At 63.5% G+C, this 14,619-nt stretch carries 17 protein-coding genes; 16 read left to right on the forward strand and 1 reads right to left on the reverse strand.

Features of this window, described 5'->3' with window-relative positions; all coding sequences use genetic code 11:
• The first annotated feature begins 4 nt into the window (after positions 1-4).
• The 6 genes from panB to ACROSR_RS13600 are packed head-to-tail and all read left to right on the forward strand — an operon-like array spanning position 5 to position 4,548.
• Entirely contained in the window at positions 5-832 is an 828-nt protein-coding gene (gene panB, locus ACROSR_RS13575; protein WP_432685936.1) for a 3-methyl-2-oxobutanoate hydroxymethyltransferase, read from the forward strand.
• The gene (gene panC, locus ACROSR_RS13580; protein WP_432685938.1) at positions 829-1,689 is read left to right on the forward strand and encodes a pantoate--beta-alanine ligase; all 861 of its coding nucleotides are present in this window, start codon (positions 829-831) and stop codon (positions 1,687-1,689) included. The genes panB and panC overlap by 4 nt, the downstream gene beginning before the upstream one ends.
• 60 nt (positions 1,690-1,749) lie before the next feature.
• Positions 1,750-2,145: a 30S ribosome-binding factor RbfA gene (gene rbfA / locus ACROSR_RS13585; RefSeq protein WP_432685940.1), complete on the forward strand. Its 396-nt coding sequence runs from the start codon at positions 1,750-1,752 to the stop codon at positions 2,143-2,145.
• Positions 2,132-2,890: a phosphodiester glycosidase family protein gene (locus ACROSR_RS13590; RefSeq protein WP_432685942.1), complete on the forward strand. Its 759-nt coding sequence runs from the start codon at positions 2,132-2,134 to the stop codon at positions 2,888-2,890. Before rbfA ends, ACROSR_RS13590 begins: the two co-directional genes overlap by 14 nt.
• 39 nt (positions 2,891-2,929) lie before the next feature.
• Positions 2,930-3,844 carry a tRNA pseudouridine(55) synthase TruB gene (truB, locus tag ACROSR_RS13595; RefSeq protein ID WP_432685944.1) on the forward strand — a complete coding sequence of 305 codons (915 nt, stop codon included), beginning with the start codon at positions 2,930-2,932 and terminating at the stop codon, positions 3,842-3,844.
• Positions 3,841-4,548 (forward strand): uracil-DNA glycosylase, encoded by a 708-nt coding sequence (locus tag ACROSR_RS13600; RefSeq protein WP_432685946.1) that lies wholly within the window; start codon positions 3,841-3,843, stop codon positions 4,546-4,548. Before truB ends, ACROSR_RS13600 begins: the two co-directional genes overlap by 4 nt.
• On the opposite strand, the gene ACROSR_RS13605 is transcribed toward ACROSR_RS13600, so the two are convergent.
• Entirely contained in the window at positions 4,541-5,044 is a 504-nt protein-coding gene (locus ACROSR_RS13605) for an SRPBCC family protein (protein WP_432685947.1), read from the reverse strand. The two genes, ACROSR_RS13600 and ACROSR_RS13605, sit on opposite strands and share 8 nt — an antisense overlap.
• A 144-nt stretch (positions 5,045-5,188) precedes the next feature.
• Here ACROSR_RS13605 and ACROSR_RS13610 point away from each other — a divergent pair, with 144 nt between their 5' ends.
• From ACROSR_RS13610 to ACROSR_RS13655, 10 genes are all read left to right on the forward strand, one after another.
• Positions 5,189-6,268 (forward strand): CaiB/BaiF CoA transferase family protein, encoded by a 1,080-nt coding sequence (locus ACROSR_RS13610; protein ID WP_432685949.1) that lies wholly within the window; start codon positions 5,189-5,191, stop codon positions 6,266-6,268.
• Positions 6,269-6,362: 94 nt separating this feature from the next.
• The gene (locus tag ACROSR_RS13615) at positions 6,363-7,058 is read left to right on the forward strand and encodes a glutathione S-transferase family protein (protein WP_432685951.1); all 696 of its coding nucleotides are present in this window, start codon (positions 6,363-6,365) and stop codon (positions 7,056-7,058) included.
• Positions 7,059-7,159: 101 nt separating this feature from the next.
• Positions 7,160-8,533: an L-serine ammonia-lyase gene (locus ACROSR_RS13620; protein ID WP_432685953.1), complete on the forward strand. Its 1,374-nt coding sequence runs from the start codon at positions 7,160-7,162 to the stop codon at positions 8,531-8,533.
• Between the two features lie 224 nt (positions 8,534-8,757).
• Positions 8,758-9,084, forward strand: a complete 327-nt coding sequence (locus tag ACROSR_RS13625; RefSeq protein ID WP_432685955.1) for a high-potential iron-sulfur protein — start codon at positions 8,758-8,760, stop codon at positions 9,082-9,084.
• 564 nt (positions 9,085-9,648) lie between these two features.
• On the forward strand, positions 9,649-10,521 hold the full coding sequence (locus ACROSR_RS13630) for a hypothetical protein (RefSeq protein ID WP_432685957.1): 873 nt from the start codon (positions 9,649-9,651) through the stop codon (positions 10,519-10,521).
• A 179-nt stretch (positions 10,522-10,700) separates the two neighbouring features.
• Entirely contained in the window at positions 10,701-10,952 is a 252-nt protein-coding gene (locus tag ACROSR_RS13635; protein ID WP_432685959.1) for a helix-turn-helix domain-containing protein, read from the forward strand.
• Position 10,953: 1 nt separating this feature from the next.
• Positions 10,954-12,255: a type II toxin-antitoxin system HipA family toxin gene (locus ACROSR_RS13640; protein WP_432685961.1), complete on the forward strand. Its 1,302-nt coding sequence runs from the start codon at positions 10,954-10,956 to the stop codon at positions 12,253-12,255.
• A 279-nt stretch (positions 12,256-12,534) separates the two neighbouring features.
• Complete coding sequence (locus ACROSR_RS13645; RefSeq protein WP_432685963.1) at positions 12,535-13,410, forward strand: BrxR family helix-turn-helix transcriptional regulator; 876 nt, start codon at positions 12,535-12,537, stop codon at positions 13,408-13,410.
• On the forward strand, positions 13,407-14,015 hold the full coding sequence (locus ACROSR_RS13650; RefSeq protein ID WP_432685965.1) for a DUF1819 family protein: 609 nt from the start codon (positions 13,407-13,409) through the stop codon (positions 14,013-14,015). The genes ACROSR_RS13645 and ACROSR_RS13650 overlap by 4 nt, the downstream gene beginning before the upstream one ends.
• 1 nt (position 14,016) lies before the next feature.
• On the forward strand, positions 14,017-14,619 hold the full coding sequence (locus ACROSR_RS13655; protein ID WP_432685967.1) for a DUF1788 domain-containing protein: 603 nt from the start codon (positions 14,017-14,019) through the stop codon (positions 14,617-14,619).

Below are 14,619 nucleotides of genomic sequence, written 5' to 3' on the forward strand. Positions count from 1 at the left end.
CGCCATGAGTGCCACGGCCCAGAAGACCGCCCCCCTGCCCGAAGACATCCGGGCGATGAAGGGCGGCACACCGATCGTCAGCCTCACGGCCTACACCACGCCAATGGCCCAGATGATGGACGCGCATTGCGATTTCGTTCTCGTCGGCGACAGCGTCGGCATGGTGCTGCACGGTCTGCCCTCGACGCTGGGCGTGACGATGGACATGATGGTGATGCACGGGCGCGCCGTGGCGCGTGGCCTGAGACGGTCGATGCTCGTCGTGGACATGCCCTTTGGCAGCTACGAGGAAAGCCCCGCGCAGGCGTTTCGCAACGCCGCCCACCTGATGGCGGAAACGGGTGCCGCCGCGGTCAAGCTGGAAGGCGGGCGGCACATGGCCGAAACGATCGCGTTTCTGGTGGCGCGCGGCGTGCCGGTGATGGCGCATGTCGGGCTGACGCCGCAATCGATCAACACGCTGGGCGGCTACAAGGTACAAGGACGCGGGCACGCGGCCGACGCGATCATGGAGGATGCGCGCGCGGTGGACCAGGCCGGGGCCTTCGCGGTCGTGCTGGAAAAGATCACCGCCCCGCTGGCGGACCGGATCACCGCCCAGATCACCGCACCCACCATCGGCATCGGTGCATCTGCGGGGTGCGACGGGCAGATCCTCGTGGTCGATGACATGCTGGGGCTGTTCACCGCGTTCAAGCCGAAATTCGTCAAGCGTTACGCGCAGCTTGGACAAGATGGCGAGGCCGCGATCAACGCCTATGCCGACGAGGTGCGCGCGCGCAGCTTTCCCGGGGCGGAGCACGTCTTTTCCGACAAGGCCCCTGACGCATGACCGCCCCGATCCTGCGCGCGCTGGACGATCTACGCGACCTGACCGGCCCCTTCATCCGCGCCGGCGAGACCATCGGCGTGGTGCCCACCATGGGGGCGCTGCATGACGGCCACCTGTCGCTGGTCGCCGCCGCGAAGGCGCGCTGCGACCGGGTGATTGTGACGATCTTCGTCAACCCCAAGCAGTTCAACAATCCCGAGGATCTGCAGAACTATCCCCGCACCGAGGTCGAGGATGCCCGCAAGCTTGCGCGCTTTGACGTTGACGCGCTGTGGGTGCCGGATGCCGAACGGATGTACCCGGCGCATTTCGCCACGACCGTTTCGGTCGCGGGGCTGACCGATGTCATGGAAGGCGCCCACCGGCCCGGCCATTTCGACGGGGTGGCGACCGTGGTGACCAAGCTGTTCACCCAGACGGCCGCCACCGATGCGTTCTTTGGTGAAAAGGATTATCAGCAGCTTCTGGTGGTGCGCCGGATGGCGCGTGATCTGGATCTGCCGATTACCGTGCATGGCTGTCCGACGATCCGTGACATAGACGGTCTGGCGCTGTCGTCGCGCAACATTCTGCTGTCGGACCGCGCCCGCACTCGCGCACCCGCCCTGTTCGAGGAGATGGGCCGCGTCGCGGAGGGGCTGCGGCACGGCGGCGATTTCGCGGATCTCGCGGCACACGCGCGCACGCGTCTCGAAAAGGCGGGATTCACGTATGTGGACTATCTCGATCTGCGCGCGCAAGAGGATCTCGGGCGCATCGCGACGCCCGATCGCCCCGCGCGGCTGTTCGCGGCGGCGCGTCTGGCCGGGGTCAGGCTGATCGACAATATCGCGGTGAACGACCAGATCGCGCTCTGAGCGTACGCGGGCGGGAAATCGATCCTTGGAATGTCGGATGCTAAAGCGTAAATGAGGCGCATGGCCAAGAACAAGCATCACGACGGATCCGGACCCTCGCAACGCCAGTTGCGGGTCGGCGAACTCATCCGGCGCACCCTGTCGGATGTGCTGATGCGCGGCGATATCCACGATCCGGACCTCACCCGCATGTCCGTCACCGTGGGCGAGGTGCGTACATCGCCCGATCTCAAGATCGCGACGGCGTTCGTCATGCCGCTGGGCGGCGAGGGGCAGGAGGATCTGATCGGCATCCTTGCGCGCAACAAGTCGGAACTGCGCCGCATGATCGGGCGCAAGGCCGGGCTGAAATTCACCCCGGATCTGCGGTTTCGACTGGACGAGACCTTTGACCGGATCGAGGAAACCCGCCGCCTGTTTGAACAGGAAGAAGTGCGCCGGGATGTGGAAGACTAGTCTTGCGGCGATTGCGGTCGGCGTGATCCCGATCGCGGGCGCCGCAGACGCGCCGTGCCGCGAGACGCAGGTCGAGGGCCACGGCTACACGATCTGCCGCGTGGACCCGGCCCGCGACGATTTGCGGCTGTTTTTCAAGAATCCCGAGACGGGCGATACCCTTGCAAGCTTTGCCGGTGTCGATGACGTTCTGGCCCGCGACGGCAAACGGCTGGCCTTCGGGATGAATGCGGGCATGTATCACGCGGATCGCAGCCCCGTCGGCCTTTACATCGAGGACGGGCGCGAACACGCGCCGCTGGTCACGCGCGAAGGGCCGGGCAATTTCGGCCTGCTGCCCAATGGCGTTTTCTGTGTGCGGCCGGACCGCGCCGATGTGATCGAGACGCTCCGCTTCGCCGAGAATCGCCCCGGCTGCCGCGATGCCAGCCAGTCCGGCCCGATGCTGGTGATCGACGGTGCGCTGCATCCCCGGTTCCTGAAGGACAGTGACAGCCGCTATGTGCGCAATGGCGTCGGCACCTCTGCCGATGGCGATCGCGCGTGGTTCGTGATCTCCGACGCGCCGGTGAACTTTCACCGCTTCGGGCGGGTCTTCCGCGATCACCTGGGCGTGGACCAGGCGCTCTATTTCGACGGCAACATCTCGCGGTTGCATGCCCCGGACCTGGGCCGCAGCGATCAGGGGTTTCCGCTGGGACCCATGGTGGGGGTTGTGGTTGACGCCGGTGCGGCGCTGGACTAGCCCTCCGGTCTGATCTCCGGCAACAAGAAGACATCGAACATGGCACGCAGACGCAAGGGGCGCGACATTTCCGGGTGGCTGATCGTGGACAAGCCCGTGGGCATGACCTCGACCGCCGTCGTCAACAAGGTCAAATGGGCCTTGCAGGCCCGCAAGGCCGGGCATGCCGGCACGCTCGACCCGGACGCGACCGGGGTACTTGCCGTGGCGCTGGGCGAGGCGACCAAGACGGTCCCGTATATCACCGATGCGCTGAAGGCGTACCAGTTCACGGTGCGGCTGGGCCAGTCCACGAATACCGATGATGCCGAGGGCGAGGTCATCGCCACCAGCGACGTCCGCCCGACCGACGCGGCAATCAAGGATGCGCTCGGGGCCTTTGTCGGCGACATCATGCAAGTGCCGCCGCAATACTCGGCCGTCAAGATCGACGGCCAGCGCGCCTACAAGTTGGCGCGCGAGGGCGAAACCTTCGAGGTCGCGGCAAGACCCCTCTGGGTCGAGGAACTGCTGCTGGTGGATCGCCCCGATCCCGACACGGCGGTGCTGGAGATGGTCTGTGGCAAGGGCGGTTACGTGCGCGCCATCGCCCGTGATCTGGGTGACGCCCTGGGCTGTCACGGCCATGTCACGGCGTTGCGGCGCACGTGGTCGGGGCCGTTCGACGCCGAGGATGGGCTGAGCCTCGACACGATAGAGTCTCTGGCCCACACCCCCGATCTCGACGCGCATCTGCGCCCGCTGGAGGACGGTCTGGTCGATCTGCCCATGGTCACCGTCCCGCCCGAGGGGGTGGCCCGCCTGCGCAACGGCAATCCCGGCATGGTGATCGCGACGGATGTCGAATACGGGGACGAATGCTGGGCGGCGATGGGCGGGCGCGCGGTGGCCGTGGGCCGCTACAAGGCCGGCACATTGCATCCCAGCCGGGTCTTCAACCTGCCCGGCGCATGACAGGCGGGCGCGGCATCGACGCCTTCATCGACAGGCTGGCGGCAACCGAGGCCCCGCTCGGATGCGTGAACCCCTACACCGTCTGCGTGCAAGGCGTCGATGCCGGCCCCGAGGCGCCGCAGATCCGCCGCCGGCAGCTTGCCGCCTATCTGCGCCGCCGCTGCGAAACCGCCCGGCTGATGCTGGTGGCCGAGGCGCCGGGATACCAGGGCGCGCGCTTTTCCGGCATCGCGATGACCTGCGAACGCACGCTGCTGGGGCACAAGCCCGGCGTGCCGGCCGAGGCCGTGCTTGGGCCAGATGACAAGGGTACCCGCACCAGCCATCCGGAAACCGGGCGCAACGGGCCGGAAAAAGCCCTTGGCTTTTCCGAGCCGACAGCGTCGATCGTCTGGCGCGAGCTTGTGGCGCTTGGGCTGACGGACCATGTCGTGCTGTGGAACGTGTTCCCGTTCCACCCGTACCGCGCGGGCGTCCCCCTGACCAACCGGACACCGTCGCATACGGATGTCGCGGCCCATCTCGACATCCTGACCGATCTGCACTCTCGGTTCCCTGCGGCCCGCGTGATCTGCATCGGCAATACCGCGCGCGATCACCTGCGCCCGCTTGCCCCGGATCTGCCTACATTGCGGCACCCCGCCAATGGCGGCGCGTCGAAGTTCCGCGCGGGGCTGCGCGACCTGGTGTCTGCGATCAACTGATCAGCCGCTTCAGCCAGCCCTTCTTTTCCGCTTCGGGTTCGGGATCGTCCTCCGAGGGGCCATCGATCACCTCCTGCAGCCGGGTGAAGAACTGGTCCGCCATCCGTTTCGCAAAGCCGTCCACGACGCGACTGCCAAGCTGCGCCAGCTTGCCGCCCACGCGGGCCTCGACATCGTAGCTCAGCGTTGTGCCGGTGCCCGTCTCCTTCAGCCGCACATCGGCCGATCCCTTGGCGTAGCCCGCGGCGCCACCCTTGCCCTCGCCGCTCAGCGTCAGGCTTTCGGGCTCGATCATCTCGGTCAGGGTCACCGTGCCCTTGAACGTGGCCTTCACCGGGCCGACCTTTTGCGTGACAGTGGCCTCGAACCCGTCCTGGGGCGTGCCGGTCACCTCCTGCGCGCCGGGTACACATTCCTTCAGCACCTCGGGGCTGAGCAGTGCGGCCCAGACGGTCGCGCGGTCGGCCTTGATCTCGCGGGTGTCGCTCATCTGCATCGGTCTGGTTCCTCTCCCTGTCGCTGCTGACGACAGTATCCCAGACACGGCATCCCGCCAAGGCCGCCACATGTCGGAACGTCGTGCCTTGGCAGCCGGCCCGGCCCGCGTCATAGTCGGGCGACAGGACAACGGGGCAGGGCGATGCTGGCAGGGTTGCGCGTGATCGAATTCGAGGGGCTTGGTCCGGCACCTTTCGCCGGCATGATGCTGGCCGAACTGGGGGCCGAGGTGGTGGTTGTCCACCGACCTGGCCCCGGCAACCTGGTGACGGGCAACGCCAGCCTGCTGGACCGCGGGAAACGCTCGATCGTGCTCGACCTGAAGGACGCGGACGACCTCGCCGTGGCGCGTGCGCTGGCAAGCCGCGCCGACGCGCTGATCGAGGGGTTTCGCCCCGGCGTCATGGAGCGGCTCGAGCTGGGGCCGCAAGAGTTGCGCGCAGCCAATCCGCGTCTCGTCTACGGGCGGATGACCGGCTGGGGGCAGGACGGCCCGCGCAGCGATCAGGCGGGGCACGACCTCACCTACCTCGCCACCTCGGGGGCGCTTTGGTATGCGGGCGCGTCGGGCACGCCGCCGACGCCCCCGCCCACGCTTCTGGGCGATGTGGGGGGCGGTGCGCTATATCTCGTGGCCGGAATGCTCGCGGGCATGTTGCAGGCCGCGCGCACGGGGCTGGGCACGGTTGTCGATGCCGCCATTGTCGATGGCTCGGCGCACATGATGGCGCTCCTGATGTCGATGCAGCCCTCCGGCAATCTCGACATGGCGCGCGGGCAAAGCCTTCTGGACGGGCCGCACTGGTCGCGGGTCTATGGCTGCGCCTGTGGCGGTTGGCTTTCGGTGCAATGTCTCGAGCCGCAATTCTACGCCGACTTCCTGGAACGCCTTGATCTGTCGGACGATCCGCGCTTTGCCGCGCAATATGACCGCGCGCACTGGCCCGCGCAGACCGAGGCCCTTGGCGCGATCCTGGCGGCCCGGCCGCTGGCATATTGGGCGGCGGTCTTCGAAGGGTCCGACGCCTGCGTGGCCCCTGTCCTGCGTCCCGACGACGCGGCGCGGGACGCTCACATGGCGGCGCGCGGCATCTGGCAAGGGCAGGGGGACGGCCTCGCGCCCGCGCCGGCGCCGCGCTTCGATGGCCGGATCAGCCCGGTTGCCTCGCCGCCCGAACGCGGGCAGGATGGCACCGCGATCCGCGCCGAGCTTGGCCTCTAGCGATGCGCCCGCGCGCCGATCCTTATCCATAACGGAGCTTCTTCTTGGCAAAAATACCCATGAAAATGCCGTGGCCCGCACGGCGCACGGCATCATGACCGCGCGTGACCGGCTGCACTACGCGCCCGACAACGCCTCGCTCGTCATCCGCCTCGCGCTGGAGGATCTGGGCGCGCCATACGAGGCGGTTCTGGTGGATCGCCGGGTCCGCGCGCAGAAATCGCCCGCCTATCTCGCGCTCAACCCCGGTGGACTTATCCCGGTGCTGGAAACAGTGCACGGCCCGATCTTCGAGACCGGCGCGATCCTTCTTTGGCTGGCCGACCGCCACGGACGGGGCGCGCCCGGTCCCGATGATCCCATGCGCGGCGATTTCCTGAAATGGCTGTTCGTCCTGTCCAACACCCTGCACCCGACCCTGCGGATGACTTTCTATCCCGACCAGTATGTCGGCGATGATGCGGCCGCGCAGGGGCGGCTGCGGTCGGTGATGCAGGCGCGCTTCGCCGACCAGCTCGACATGCTCGAAACCCGCGCTGCGCCGTTCTTTGCAGACGATCATGCCTCGCTGCTCGATCCCTACATCGCCTGCCTGATGCGGTGGCGCGCGCTTTACCCGCAAGGCGCGACGGGGGATTTCCGCGCCGATCGCTGGCCACGGCTGTTCGAGATGCTGATCCGCCTCGAAGACAGCCCCGCCGCCCGCGCAGGGATCACCGCCGAGGGGCTGGGGCCGCACCCCTTTACCGCGCCGCGCCCCGCCGACCCGCCCGAAGGGGCCGCGCTTTGACCCCCTGACGTGGCGGTGAGACGCAGCCGATGCGTCGCTTTCGGACAAGCGCCCTTTTCTGCTACAAGGCACAACACCCGTGACAAGGGAGCGCGCGCTACATGTTTCTATCCGTCTTCGATATGTTCAAGGTCGGCATCGGCCCGTCCTCGTCGCACACGATGGGGCCGATGGTCGCCGCCGCGCGGTTCCTCGACAGGATGCGCGCCGAGCCGTTCCATTATGCCGGCCTCAAGGGTGCGCTGCATGGCAGCCTCGCCTTCACCGGCGTGGGGCATGCCAGCGACCGCGCGACGATCCTCGGGCTGGCCGGGTTCCGCCCCGAAACCTATGACGCCGAAGAGGCCGAGACGGTGCTGGCACAGATCCGAGACACGCACACCATCGCGCCGCCCGACCTGCCGGTCATGACGTTCCACCCCAAGGACGACCTGATCTTCGATTTCGGCCTCAACCTGCCGGGCCACGCCAATGGCATGATCCTGATGGCCACGGACGCGCAGGGCGACGTGATCCTGCGTGAAACCTATTATTCCATCGGCGGCGGCTTCGTGATGACCGAGGACGAGCTTGCAGCAGGGCGCAACACGCAAGAGGGCGATCCGGTGCCCTATCCGTTCAAGTCCGCGGCCGAGATGCTGAAGATGGCCGAACGTTCGGGCAGGACCATCGCCGAGATGAAACGCGCCAACGAGGTGTCGCGCGGCGGTCGTGATACCTTGCGCACTGGCGTGGCGCGGATCTGGCAGGTGATGAATGACTGCATCGAGCGCGGGCTGACCTCGGGCGGCACGCTGCCCGGCGGGCTGAACGTCAAGCGCCGCGCCAGCGGCATCCGCGATGCGCTGATCGCCGAGCGGGGCACGAACCTGCAGGCGCCGCACAAGATCAACGACTGGATGAGCGCCTATGCCATGGCCGTCAACGAAGAGAATGCGGCAGGCGGGCAGGTGGTCACCGCCCCAACCAACGGGGCCGCCGGCGTCGTGCCCGCGGTGATCAAGTATTGGCTGGAGCATGTTCCGGGCGCCCAGGAGGCCCGGATCGAGGAATTCCTGCTGACCGCCGCTGCCATCGGCGGGCTGGTCAAGTTCAACGCCTCGATTTCCGGGGCCGAGGCGGGCTGCCAGGCCGAGGTCGGCAGCGCCTCGGCGATGGGGGCGGCGGGGCTGTGCGCGGTGCTGGGTGGCACCCCCGCCCAGATCGAGAACGCCGCCGAGATCGCGCTGGAACACCACCTTGGCATGTCCTGCGACCCGGTGCGCGGCCTCGTGCAGGTGCCGTGTATCGAGCGTAACGGGCTGGGCGCGATCAAGGCGGTCAGCGCCGCAAGCCTCGCGTTGCGCGGCGATGGCACGCATCTGGTGCCGCTCGATGCCTGCATCGAGACGATGCGCCAGACCGGCGCGGACATGAGCGAGAAGTACAAGGAAACCTCGTTGGGTGGTCTGGCGGTGAACGTGCCCAATTGCTGAGGGGCCGCCGCCCGCATGCCCCCGTGGGGAATGTTCCGACAGCTTGAGAAAAGGATAACGGCGTTAACCACATGAAGTTGCGCTGGACAGGCTGTCTGCGGCGGTATCTTGCCGAGACTCTCAAAACATGTATCGTTTCATGAATGTGTTGTTTGACCGGCTCGAAGACTTGTCTATACTTAGAATTGTTTGAAACACCACATAGCCAAGGGAGACCTCAGCCAATGTCCAACAAGTTCGAAACCGCGCGCCGCGCGTTTCTCACCAAGATCGCCGCCTTCGGCGCGGCAGTGCCGTTTGCCGGTCTCGGCATCACTGCGGCCGGCCCGGCCTTCGCACAGGAGCAGGCCGCGGACGGTCACGCGCTGGATTATGTCAACGATTTCAATGACGCGACCGATCACGCGCGGTACCGCGACGGATCGCAGTGCTCCAACTGCGTGTTCTGGCAGGGTGGCGACGACGAATGGGGCGGATGCCAGCATCCGCAGTTCCGCGATGTCCTCGTGAACTCGAACGGCTGGTGCAGCGCCTACGCCCCCGGCGGTTGATTCCCGACGATCGCATTTTCGCATGAGTTTTCTTACGGGCGGTGGATCTTTCCACCGCCCGTCGCAATTCCTGCGCCCTCGTCCGCGCGGACCTGGTGACACCCCTGATCCGTGCAACGCCACGTGCCCTGCGGGATCTATTGCGATCTCCGCCACCGCCGCGCACCGCGCCGCGTTCTCGACCTGCATGATCCGCGAATGGTGACCCCGGCAGGAGATAAACCAGCCCAGTAAAAACAGACACTTAGCGTGTCCAACCATGCAACCCTGCCCCATTGAAAACATTGGGGAATTTTGGGAATCGTCCAACCTTAAGTCCTACAAAAGAAAACGCCGAGGCAGCTGCAACTGCACTCGGCGCCAATATGTCGCAAAACAAAACGTCCTGCCAGGCGGAGGATACCATAACGGCGACGGTCGAAGCAAGTTGGATGACGCTAAGGCCAATCGATCCCGGAGCGTCAGATCCGCAATGACGGTGAGTCGGATTTGGCGTTTAGCTACGGCACAAGGCTTTGCTGGAGAGCCTGCGCAAGGTGCTTCTAGTCGCATTGGGGTGGTCCAATGAGCTGGCGTATCGCGAACGAATGCGCAGAGCGCCGCTTTGGCAGTGCAGCGCGCAAGCAGATCATCATGTTCCTTGCAGACAAGGCGAGTGACGACGGGTCGGGTATCTGGTGCTCGAAAGGCACCATCCAGCGCCACACAGAACTGGGCGAGACGACTGTTAAACGGATTATTTCCGAGTTTCTGCGAGAGGGGATTCTGGTCGAAACCGGACGCCGTCCCTGCCGCAACGGCTACACCGTCGTTTACCGCATCGTGACCAATACAATCCGCATGCTCGAACCGATCGCAGAGCCCGACATCGACACGGGGTCCACAGAGGACCCCGTCCAGCCTGAACCCGGTAGGGGGTCCACAGTGGACGGGGTAGGGGGTCCACAGTGGACCCCAAACCACCCTAAAACCATCCATAAACCACCCACGCGCGCGAGCGCGCGCGAGGCGGCGGCGGCGGAGGTTGAGGATCTGGAATCTGTAAAAATCCTCGCAGCCTATCCCGAGGACAGGATCCGAGACAGGCGGACCAGTCTGCGTTTGATCGCGGCAGCTGTGAAGGCCGGTGTGAAGCCCGATGACCTACTCCAGGCGGTCAAAGCCTATGCGAAGGAAAGCGAGGGCTACACGCGTAGCAAGGTTTGTTTCTCCGACAACTGGTTCAAGATGCGCCGGTGGGAAAAGGGGCTTGCCGAGATGCAGGCCGACCGCGAGAAGGCGCGAGAGGCCGAAGCCAAAAGCCGCGCCAGCCTTGCCGAGTGGATCCACGAGCGCCATCCCCTGTGCCGCCACATCACAAACCGGCAGATCGAGGACTTGATCGCGTCAAGGATGGTGACGCCTGAGCAGGTACGTGCTGCGGGGCTGCAGACATGAAAGCTGTGGCGCAATCTAAGATAAGGCTGCCATTAGCTCAGCAACAGCGGTGTTTTCTGAGTTATGTCCATGTCGGAGCTGTCAGCTATGTCCTTCAAGTCATATTTTGTCTTTATGAACCGCGGATCATATTGACATTTTATGGCTTGTGGATCATATGGCTTCGCAGGAGGACACTCATGAAGCATCTCGTCCGCACGTCGAAAAATTTTGGCCACGCCATCCGTCAGGCTCGGAAAGCCAAGAACCTGACCCAGAAGGAGCTCGCCTCGATGAGCGGTGTCTGGCAAGAGACGATCTCCAAGGTTGAGAACGGCAGCGGCGGCACGAAGCTGGAAACGGTGTTCGATCTCATCGCGGCCCTGGACCTCGAGATCACGGTGACCGAGCGTAGCAAAGGCGCACCAGACGGGCTTGAGGACATTTTCTGACATGGGCCGCAAGCGCAGCTACATACCGCTGAACGTTTTCCTGAACGCGCGGCTCGTGGGTCAATTGGTGCGTGACCCTTCTGGCGGCGTCAGTTTCAGCTATGCACGAGATTGGCTGGACTGGCAGCACCGGATGCCGGTGTCTTTGTCGTTGCCGCTGCAGGAGAACCGCTACAGCGGCGCACCTGTGATGGCCGTCTTTGACAACCTGCTGCCTGACAGTGACCTGATCCGCCGAAGGGTTGCTGAACGTGTTGGGGCCGAGGGCGTGGATGCCTTCAGCCTGCTGTCACAGATTGGTCGCGATTGCATTGGTGCACTTCAGTTTTTGCCCGACGGGCAAGAACCACACCCCATGTCGGAATTGACGGGGGAGCCTGTTAACGAGGCTCAAATCGGGGCAATCTTGAGTGACCTGGATCTTGCGCCACTCGGTATCCGTCGCGAGAATGATTTCCGGATTTCTGTGGCTGGTGCACAGGAAAAAACCGCTCTTCTGCGCCATGATGGCCAGTGGATTGAGCCAACCGGCACGACGCCCACCACCCACATCATCAAGCCGCAAATTGGCAGGCTACCCAACGGCATGGACCTGTCGGACAGCGTCGAAAATGAATACCTTTGTCTCAAGCTGATGGAGGCGTTCGGGCTTCGGACTGCGAATGTCGAGATGGCGCAGTTCGGTGACAAGAAAGCCTTGGTTGTTGAGCGTTTTGATCGGCGTTGGACCTCTGATGGTCGCCTGATCCGCCTGCCGCAGGAAGACTGCTGCCAAGCACTATCTGTGGTGCCCACGCAAAAGTACCAGAACGAGGGTGGCCCTGGCATCTCGGACATCATGGATCTTTTGTTGGGAAGTGATGACCCCAACAAAGACCGGTACGACTTTTTCAAAGCCAACGTGCTGTTTTGGCTTCTCGGAGCGACGGACGGGCATGGCAAGAACTTCAGCGTCAGTCTTTTGCCCGGCGGGCGTTTTCGCATGTCACCGCTCTACGACGTGTTGACGGTGCAGCCGACCGTCGACTCCCGGCAAATCGAGCGGAAATACTTCAAACTCGCCATGAACTTCGGCCATTCGAACCACTACAAGGTGGGTAATATCGTTGGTCGACATATCGTTGAGACTGGAGTTCAATCTGGTTTGTCTCGCGCGGTCGTTAAGGGTTTGTTCGACGAGCTCCAGGAGACAGCCCAGTCGATCGTTGAGGCCACGTTCAACCAACTGCCAGGTGGCTTCCCCGGGGCGTTACTCGCTTCGATCGACGGGGCGCTGAAGGCACGGTTGCATCTGTTGAAATGAAGCTGGTCGAGCCTGTCCGGTGCGCAGATGTGTCTAATCCGGTTCGGGCATGGTCGCTGGTCCCTGACATAAGTCCAGATCCGGCCCTTCTTCACCCCCTTTCCGCAAGCCGTACCGGAGGGTTAGGATAGGAGCGCCGCTAAGTTTGTGATACATCCAGAAATATGACGGGCGTTTCGAATCGGTGTTCTGGTGTTCTTGGACATCGCCGATCTGACTTGTGAAAAAATCCAAAAAGTAGACGGATGTAGTTATGCGACATATAACTGAGGATGCCGGGTGACTCGCAAAAAGGGCAAGCAGCTGAACTGGGGCGTCGAGCGCCGTTATGAGTTCATCGAGTTTCGCCTATTTTGGCAGGGGCGAATAAACAGAGGGGACTTGATGGACGCGTTTGGAGTTTCAACACAGCAAGCATCCCTCGATCTCAACGCCTATATTGAGCAGGCCAAGCGCAATCTATTCTATGATAAGAGCCTTCGGACCTACCTGCGCGGCAAGCACTTCAAGCCAAAATACCTGAAACCTAATGCCGAGGAATATTTCGCGCAGCTGCGGGCGGTTGATCAGGGGCTGGTGAGTGCGGACCAGAGCTGGATCAGCGTCTTCCCAAACTTTGGTGCCACGCCCACGCCTGCGCGCGGCGTTTCGCCCGAAACTTTGCGGGACGTCCTTGCAGCAATCCGTGAGCCTGCAGCGCTTCAGGTGACCTACCAGTCCATGTCGCGCCCTGAGCCAAGCGCACGCTGGATCGAACCACATGCGTTGGCATTCGACGGGTTCCGCTGGCATGCGCGGGCGTTCTGCCAGAACGACCAAGTGTTCAAAGACTTTTTGCTGTCGCGGATTGTCGAGGCCGGTGCGTACGGTCTCGTCACAACTGACCCCAAAAATGATGCGGCTTGGCACAGTGAGATGATCTTGGAAATCGGTCCGCATCCGGCCTTGTCGCCGGCGCAGCGGCGCGCCATCGAAATGGACTACGGCATGGAGAATGGGCGGGCGCACATTCCGGTGCGAAAGGCGCTTCTATTCTATGCCCTCAAGCGGTTGGGACTTGATACCGACCCGGAAGCAAGGCGACCGCAGGACCAGCAGATCGTACTGCTGAATTCGGATGAGATCGCCCAAGCACCAGGGAGGACGAGGGCGTGACGCAGCTGCAACCATACAAAATGTCTTTCGGCACGGGGGGCTTGATGCTGAACGAAAGCGTCGAGGTTGCGCGCCTTCATGTGCCTCAGGAGCCTTGGGAGGACACGATCCGCCGGGCACTGGAACAAGGTACGACAACGCTGCCGAAAGCAGCGTCGAACCGTCGAACCCTGCGGGAAATCTCCAACCGCCTTCTCACCTTGACTGATGCCGAGCGCGCTTTCCTTATAGACCAGGCCGATCGCGCTGACCGACAAGCCCTGCTATGGCTGGCAACGTGCCGAGCTTACCGCTTCATCCGAGAGTTTGCGGTGGAGGTGATCCGAGAGCGATACTGGTCCTACCAATACGATCTGCCGCTGGAGAGCTTTGACATCTTGCTGGATGCCAAAGCCGAATGGGACGACGGCCTCGCATCCTTGACTGCGTCGACCCGCTTGAAGCTCCGTCAGGTCCTGTTTCGGATTATGCGGGAGGCCAGCATCATCTCCCAGGATGGCCAAATACAAGCGGCGCTGCTTTCTAGCCAGCTAAAATCCATGATCGAAGATCGCGAGCCGGGAGACCTTGCCGTTTTCCCAGGTTTGCCCGTCGATGGAGCGTGACGTGAAGAGCGTATTTAACCGAAAGGAACTGGCAGAGCATCTGTTCCGCGTGGTGACCAGTGATCGGTTTCTTGAGAAACAGGGGCTGGGCAACGAGGTGCCATTTTTCATCTGTCCGTTTCCAGCGGAATTTGCTGTCGGGGTCGAGGAAGATCGTCGGGATCTCGTGACCCGGGCCGAACATGCTGGCGTGAAGGTGCTTGATCTCAGCCTCTACGATCTGACCATCGAGATCCTGCGTGAACGCGACATCCTCGATCAGATCCTTGAGGTCGAACAGGAGACCGATAAGTCCGAGTTCAAGGAGCTGCTTCAAGGGGTGCTCGACCCCCAGGCGCACCTGATCCCCAAGATTGGCGGGGCACTCGAGACCACCCCGCACGACGTTATCTTTCTGTCCGGCGTGGGCGAGGTCTACCCCTATATCCGATCGCACAACGTGCTGAACAACCTGCAGAGCACAGCCAAGGACGCCCCGACCGTTCTGTTTTTCCCCGGGAGCTACACGCATGAGCTCGCGACCGGTGCGTCGCTCGATCTCTTCGGTCGCCTGCACGACGACAAGTACTACCGCGCCTTCAACATTCTGAATTACGAGGTCTGA

Source organism: Roseovarius tibetensis, from assembly GCF_050896375.1.
Classification (GTDB): domain Bacteria; phylum Pseudomonadota; class Alphaproteobacteria; order Rhodobacterales; family Rhodobacteraceae; genus Roseovarius; species Roseovarius tibetensis.

What these genes read in the sequence shown, in the direction of transcription:
- panB (WP_432685936.1), top strand. Translation starts at nt 5, where the DNA reads ATGAGTGCCACGGCCCAGAAGACCGCCCCCCTGCCCGAAGACATCCGG.
- panC (WP_432685938.1), top strand. Translation starts at nt 829, where the DNA reads ATGACCGCCCCGATCCTGCGCGCGCTGGACGATCTACGCGACCTGACC.
- rbfA (WP_432685940.1), top strand. Translation starts at nt 1,750, where the DNA reads ATGGCCAAGAACAAGCATCACGACGGATCCGGACCCTCGCAACGCCAG.
- ACROSR_RS13590 (WP_432685942.1), top strand. Translation starts at nt 2,132, where the DNA reads ATGTGGAAGACTAGTCTTGCGGCGATTGCGGTCGGCGTGATCCCGATC.
- truB (WP_432685944.1), top strand. Translation starts at nt 2,930, where the DNA reads ATGGCACGCAGACGCAAGGGGCGCGACATTTCCGGGTGGCTGATCGTG.
- ACROSR_RS13600 (WP_432685946.1), top strand. Translation starts at nt 3,841, where the DNA reads ATGACAGGCGGGCGCGGCATCGACGCCTTCATCGACAGGCTGGCGGCA.
- ACROSR_RS13605 (WP_432685947.1), bottom strand. Translation starts at nt 5,044, where the DNA reads ATGCAGATGAGCGACACCCGCGAGATCAAGGCCGACCGCGCGACCGTC.
- ACROSR_RS13610 (WP_432685949.1), top strand. Translation starts at nt 5,189, where the DNA reads ATGCTGGCAGGGTTGCGCGTGATCGAATTCGAGGGGCTTGGTCCGGCA.
- ACROSR_RS13615 (WP_432685951.1), top strand. Translation starts at nt 6,363, where the DNA reads ATGACCGCGCGTGACCGGCTGCACTACGCGCCCGACAACGCCTCGCTC.
- ACROSR_RS13620 (WP_432685953.1), top strand. Translation starts at nt 7,160, where the DNA reads ATGTTTCTATCCGTCTTCGATATGTTCAAGGTCGGCATCGGCCCGTCC.
- ACROSR_RS13625 (WP_432685955.1), top strand. Translation starts at nt 8,758, where the DNA reads ATGTCCAACAAGTTCGAAACCGCGCGCCGCGCGTTTCTCACCAAGATC.
- ACROSR_RS13630 (WP_432685957.1), top strand. Translation starts at nt 9,649, where the DNA reads ATGAGCTGGCGTATCGCGAACGAATGCGCAGAGCGCCGCTTTGGCAGT.
- ACROSR_RS13635 (WP_432685959.1), top strand. Translation starts at nt 10,701, where the DNA reads ATGAAGCATCTCGTCCGCACGTCGAAAAATTTTGGCCACGCCATCCGT.
- ACROSR_RS13640 (WP_432685961.1), top strand. Translation starts at nt 10,954, where the DNA reads ATGGGCCGCAAGCGCAGCTACATACCGCTGAACGTTTTCCTGAACGCG.